At 65.8% G+C, this 6,149-nt stretch carries 6 protein-coding genes; 5 read left to right on the forward strand and 1 reads right to left on the reverse strand.

Annotated features, from left to right (window positions below):
- Positions 1-253: 253 nt before the first annotated feature.
- On the reverse strand, positions 254-454 hold the full coding sequence (locus AC4HIX_RS07045) for a hypothetical protein (RefSeq protein WP_475049968.1): 201 nt from the start codon (positions 452-454) through the stop codon (positions 254-256).
- A gap of 98 nt (positions 455-552) precedes the next feature.
- On the opposite strand from AC4HIX_RS07045, the gene AC4HIX_RS07050 reads away from it, so the two are divergent.
- From AC4HIX_RS07050 to ccoS, 5 genes are all read left to right on the forward strand, one after another.
- Positions 553-1,428, forward strand: coding sequence for a LysR family transcriptional regulator (locus tag AC4HIX_RS07050; protein WP_490398440.1), 876 nt, complete (start codon positions 553-555; stop codon positions 1,426-1,428).
- A 231-nt stretch (positions 1,429-1,659) separates the two neighbouring features.
- Positions 1,660-3,222: a cytochrome c oxidase accessory protein CcoG gene (ccoG, locus tag AC4HIX_RS07055; RefSeq protein WP_490398441.1), complete on the forward strand. Its 1,563-nt coding sequence runs from the start codon at positions 1,660-1,662 to the stop codon at positions 3,220-3,222.
- Positions 3,223-3,225: 3 nt separating this feature from the next.
- The gene (locus tag AC4HIX_RS07060) at positions 3,226-3,690 is read left to right on the forward strand and encodes a FixH family protein (protein WP_490398442.1); all 465 of its coding nucleotides are present in this window, start codon (positions 3,226-3,228) and stop codon (positions 3,688-3,690) included.
- A gap of 5 nt (positions 3,691-3,695) precedes the next feature.
- Positions 3,696-5,873, forward strand: a complete 2,178-nt coding sequence (locus AC4HIX_RS07065) for a heavy metal translocating P-type ATPase (RefSeq protein ID WP_490398443.1) — start codon at positions 3,696-3,698, stop codon at positions 5,871-5,873.
- A gap of 30 nt (positions 5,874-5,903) precedes the next feature.
- On the forward strand, positions 5,904-6,062 hold the full coding sequence (gene ccoS / locus AC4HIX_RS07070; protein WP_490398444.1) for a cbb3-type cytochrome oxidase assembly protein CcoS: 159 nt from the start codon (positions 5,904-5,906) through the stop codon (positions 6,060-6,062).
- The last annotated feature ends 87 nt before the right edge of the window (positions 6,063-6,149 follow it).

Here is a 6,149-nt window from a genome sequence, read left to right on the forward strand (position 1 = left end):
AATGAGAGTAGTTTTTTGCGGGAGACGGGCAAATTTTTGCGTCTGTTTGATCCGTGTCAAACAGCCCCGCGGCGAACCGCGCTAAACACACAGGTGAAAGAGATTGCTGCCCAGCCAACATCCCCCTCCCGGGCAGCATGAGATCCCGCAAGGCCGACGTGCAGGCCAAACGGGCTATGCGCCGGTTTTCCGATCTGTTCGCGCGTTTCCTGGAAAACCGGCGCTTTTTCTTTCTCTCATCAAGGTCAAACCCTCAGATGTTCTGCGGATGGATGCAGCGCGTCCTGGCCGGGCGGCGGCGCAGCCAAAGCGCCAGCCGTTTCAGCAGCCCCGCGCGGCGGCGCGGTGCCTCATAAGCGCGCGGCAGCGGTTTGGCGGCGGGCATATCGCGAAGTTTCACGCAGTCCTGGCGTGCCGCGGTCAGCATCGAGCGGGCGTAGATATCGGTCAGCATGGGTCAGCCTCCTATCCTGCTGTCTGTTCCTGATCCTTGCGCGAGCGGGTGATTCCTGCGAGTTAAGAAAAATCGCAACATGTAAGGTGAAATTGCATATGGACTGGTTGCATATGCCGCCGCTTTCATCTCTGCGCGCTTTTGCTGCCTTCGCAGAAGCCGGAAACGTGGTGCAGGCAGGCGTCGCACTGAATGTCAGCCACGCTGCCATCAGCCAGCAGCTGAGGGCACTGGAGGCGCATCTGGGCGTCGCCTTGCTGGACCGCAGCGGCCGGGCGCTGGCCCTGACCTCAGAAGGGGCGCATCTGGCACGGGCGCTGCAGCTGGGCTTTGGCGCAATCCAGACGGCTGTCCTGGAGCTGTCCCGCTCCAGCGCCGCCCGCCCGCTGCATGTCACTTGCACACCGATGTTTGCCGCCCACTGGCTGATGCCGCGGCTGCCGGGGTTCCAGGCAGAACATCCCGGCATCGACCTGGTCCTGGACCCCTCCGGCGGCCTTGTCGAACTGAAGCCCGGCGGCATCGACATCGCGCTGCGCTATGGCGACGGCAACTGGCCGGGGCTGGAAACGGAGCTGCTGCTGGCCTCGCCGATGGTGGTGATTGCCGCGCCGGGGCTGCTGGACGGGCGGAGCGTAACGGCGCCGGAGGATCTGCTGGACCTGCCGTGGCTGGAAGAGCTGGGCACCTCTGAGGCCAGCCACTGGCTGCAGTCGCGCGGCGTCAGCGAAGGCCTGCGCGGCCCCCGCACCCGGCTGCCGGGCAACCTGCTGATGCAGGCAGTGAAGGCGGGGCAGGGTGTCGCGGTCAGTGTGCGCGCCTTTGTCGAGGAAGACTTGGCAGAGGGCAGACTGCTGGCGCTGTTCACCGAGGGCGAAGGCCGAGGCTACCACATCGCCGCCCGCCCCGGCGTGCTGCGGGCAGAGGCGCGCAAGTTCATCGCCTGGCTCAGGCGGCAGCAGCAGGCGCGCTGAAACATCTGTTTCCGCAACGGAAAGCGGCCGCGCCCCGCGGCAGCCGCTGCGCTGCGGCAACTTGCCTCTGGCGGCCCGCGGCACCCAAGCATAGGTGGCATTTTGCCTTCACAAGGCGCTTTGCCGGGCGTGAAAACATGATTGTGTGATACGCTTTTTGATCCACGTCAAAGTTCCGGCACTTTGCATCTGTGACAAGGGCGCCAGACAGCCACAAGACGGAGAGAGTCCGTGAGCGATTCCAACCCAGCCCCGAGCCTGTACGCCGCCAGGGAACCGATTTTCCCCCGGCGCGTCTCCGGACCCTTCCGGAACCTGAAATGGTACATCATGGCGGTGACGCTGGGGATTTACTATCTGACCCCTTGGATCCGCTGGGACCGCGGGCCGTCGCTGCCGGATCAGGCGGTGCTGCTGGATCTGGCGAACCGCCGGTTCTATTTCTTCTGGATCGAGATCTGGCCGCACGAATTCTACTTCGTTGCGGGGCTCCTGATCATGGCGGGGCTGGGGCTGTTTCTGTTCACCTCTGCCCTGGGCCGGGTCTGGTGCGGCTATGCCTGCCCGCAGACCGTCTGGACCGACCTGTTCATCCTGGTGGAACGATGGATCGAGGGCGACCGGAACGCCCGCCTGCGCCTGCACCGGCAAAAGAAAATGGATTTCCGCAAGGCCCGCCTGCGGGTGACCAAATGGGTGGCCTGGTTCCTGATCGGGCTGGCCACCGGCGGCGCCTGGGTGTTCTATTTCGCTGATGCGCCGACGCTTGCCTATGACCTGGTGACGCTGAACGCGCACCCCATTGCCTACACCACCATGCTGGTGCTGACCGCGACCACCTTCCTGTTCGGCGGCTTCGCGCGCGAACAGATCTGCATCTATGCCTGTCCCTGGCCGCGCATTCAGGCGGCGATGATGGATGAGGATACGCTGACCGTCGGCTACCGCGAATGGCGGGGCGAGCCGCGCGGCAAGGGCAACGTCCGCCGCCGCAGCAAGGCCGAAGCAGAGGCGGCCGAACAGGCAGCTCAGGCGGCGGGTCCCGGCCAGGCGGCTTATGCCGGCACGCCTTACCCGGGCCTCTCTCCGGAAGCCGACCCGACTGCCGCGACCAGTACAGCCGAAGCCGCAGGGCCCGGTGACTGCATCGACTGCATGGCCTGTGTGAACGTCTGCCCGATGGGGATCGACATCCGCGACGGCCAGCAGATGGAATGCATTACCTGCGCGCTGTGCATCGACGCCTGCGACGACGTGATGGCCAAGATCGGCAAGCCGCGGGGCCTGATCGACTATATGGCGCTGTCGGATGAGGTGCAGGAGCGTGAGGGTAAACCGCCCAAGAACATCTGGAAGCACATCCTGCGGCCGCGCACCATTATGTACACCACCATGTGGTCGCTGGTGGGCTTGGGGCTGCTGTTTGCGCTGTTCATCCGCTCCGACATCGAGCTGACGGTGGCGCCGGAACGCAACCCGACCTATGTGACGCTGTCCGACGGCTCGATCCGCAACACCTATGACGTGCGCCTGCGCAACAAGCATGGCGAAGACCGTGTGTTCAAACTCTCGATCAAGGGCGATCCGGCGATGCGTTTGCAGCTGGAAGGCACGGTCTATCATTCGGTGAATGTGCCGGCCGACACCGCGCTGCTGCAACGGGTCTACATCGTCGCTCCCAAGGGTTCCGTTCCCGCGCAGACAGACACCAGCCCGGTTCGCATCTGGGTCGAGGATCTGATAAACGGGGAACGCGCCCACAAGGACACCAGCTTTAACGGCAAGGGGAATTGAGCCATGGCCAAGCGCGAGCGGGAATTTACCGGCAAGCACGCATTGATGCTGTTCGGCGGCGCCTTTACGGTGATCATCGGGGTGAATATCGCCCTGGCCGTGAACGCGGTGAAAACCTTTCCGGGGCTGGAGGTGAAGAACTCCTATGTCGCCAGCCAGGAGTTCGATCAGCGCCGAAGCGCGCAGGAAGCGCTGGGCTGGTCGGTCTACGCCTCCTCGCAGGGCGATCAGGTCAAGCTGGAGATCACCGATGCCGATGGCAACCCGGTGGAGGTGGCCAAGCTGAGCGCCACCCTGGGCCGGGCAACCCATGTGAAGGACGACCAGCAGCCGGAATTCACCTTTGATGGCCAGGCCTATTTGGCGCCGGCGGATCTGGGTCCGGGCAACTGGAACATCCGCATGGTGGCCCGGGCCAAGAACGGCACCGAGTTCACCCAGCGTGTGATCCTGCATGTGAAAGGCTGACCGCCATGACCGCCCAGCTCCGTCCCTCGCTTGCAGCCTGTCCGGCCTGCGTTGCCGCCCGGCATGACAGTGCAGAGCAGGCCCCAACCGAGGCGCGGCTGGCGCTGTCGCTGCCAGGCATCCATTGCCAGGCCTGCATCTCAGCGGTGGAGCGGGCGCTGAATGCCCATCCCGGCATCCATTCGGCGCGGGTGAACCTGACCCTCAAGCGCGCCCTGATCGAAGCTGACCCGGAAATCCGCGCAGCCGACCTGATCCCGGTGCTGGAAAGCATCGGCTACGAGGCGCATGAGCTGGATCTGGCGGCGCTGGCAGCCACGCAGAGCGACAAGGCGGGCCGCGACCTGCTGATGCGGCTGGCGGTAGCGGGCTTTGCCTCGATGAATGTCATGCTGCTGTCGGTGTCGGTCTGGTCCGGCGCCTCGGACGCGACACGGGACATGTTCCACTGGATTTCCGCCGCGATCACCTTCCCGGCGATCATCTTCTCCGCCCAGCCGTTCTTTGCCAATGCCTGGAGCGCGCTGCGGGTCAGGCGGCTCAACATGGACGTGCCGATCGTGCTGGCGCTTGTGCTGGCGCTGGTGACCTCGCTGTGGGAAACTTTCCTGTCCGGCGAGCACGCCTATTTCGACGCTGCCCTGACACTGACCTTCTTCCTGCTGGCAGGCCGTTACCTGGACTACCGCACCCGCGCCGTGGCCCGTTCCGCGGCTGAGGAGCTGGCGGCGCTGGAGGTGCCGCGCGCAATCCGGCTGCTGGACGGGGATGAATACGAGGTGCCGGTGGCGGACCTCGCCATCGGCGACCTGATCCTGGTGCGCCCGGGCGGGCGGATGCCGGTGGATGGCGAAATCGTTGCGGGTCAGTCGGAACTGGACCGCTCGCTGCTGACGGGCGAGACGCTGCCGGTCTTTGCCGCCCCGGGCCTGGCGGTTTCCGCTGGTGAAGTGAATCTGACCGGCCCGCTGACCGTCCGCGCGACCGCGGTGGGCGAGGACACCTCGCTGCACCGAATGACCGATTTGGTCGCCATCGCGGAATCGGGCCGCTCCCGCTACACCTCGCTCGCCGACAGCGCGGCCAAGCTCTATGCACCGGGGGTCCACATCCTGTCGGCGCTCGCCTTTGCTGGCTGGTATCTCTACACCTTCGACATCCGCACGGCGCTGAACATCGCCGCCGCGGTGCTGATCATCACCTGCCCCTGCGCGTTGGGCCTTGCGGTTCCGGCAGTAACCACCGCCGCCTCGGGCCGGTTGTTCAAGAAGGGCATGCTGATCAAGCACGCCACCGCGCTGGAGCGGCTGGCGGAGGTGGACACCGTTGTGTTCGACAAGACCGGCACGCTGACCGCAGGCACGCCGGAAGTCACCAACCTGGGCGATCATGCCCGCGCCGATCTGGAAATTGCCCTTGCGCTGGCCGAAGGCTCCTCGCACCCCCTGTCGGTGGCTCTGTCTCGCGCCGCGCGGGAGGCCGGGGTCAAACCGGCCGCAGTGCAGGAGATCACCGAGGTCCCGGGCTACGGCGCTGAAGGCTTGTACCGCGGCAGCCGTGTCCGGCTCGGCAGGGCGGCCTGGGTCGGCGCGGAGCAGGGCAGCCAGACGGCGGCCTGGCTCGACAGCGGGGCAGGGGCAGCCAAAGCCTTCCTGTTCACCGATGCCTTGCGCCCCGGCGCGGCGGAGGCTGTGCAGGCGCTGAAGGAGGCGGGCAAAGACGTGCTGCTGATCTCCGGCGACACCACCGGCGCGGTCGAGGATCTGGCCCGGCGTCTGGGCATCACCAAATGGGTGGCCGAGGCACTGCCTGCCGATAAATCCGCCCGGGTGCAGATTCTGTCGGATCAGGGCAAGAAGGTGCTGATGGTCGGTGACGGCCTCAACGACACCGCAGCCCTGGCGGCGGCGCATGTGTCGGTCTCCCCGGCCTCGGCGCTGGATGCGGCGCGGGTGGCCTCCGACATCGTGCTCCTGGGCCAGGACCTTGAGCCCATAGCCGAGGCCTGCGGCGTGGCGCAGAAGGCCACCCGCCGGATCCGCGAGAACTTCCGAATTGCCACGCTCTACAACGTGATCGCGGTGCCGCTGGCGATTGCCGGGCTGGCCACGCCCTTGATTGCGGCGCTGGCGATGTCTACCTCTTCCATTACCGTCTCCCTCAACGCGCTGCGGCTGCGCTGAGGGCGGGCCTGAAATCACGGAACCGACCCCATGAGCGTCCTCACCTACCTGATCCCGATTTCCCTGATCCTTGGCGCGGTGGGTCTGGCGGCTTTCATCTACACGGTGCGCAGCAACCAGTACGATGACCCCGAAGGCGACGCCCGCCGCATTCTCAGCGACGAGTGGGACAACAAGCCCAAGCCCTGATCGGCTATTCCCCCAAAAACTCCCGCCCCGCAGGTGCCCTGGCTGAGGCCAGCGCCCCTTGGCGGCGTTGGGCGTGGCACCGCGCTA

Source organism: Leisingera sp. (genome assembly GCF_982940295.1).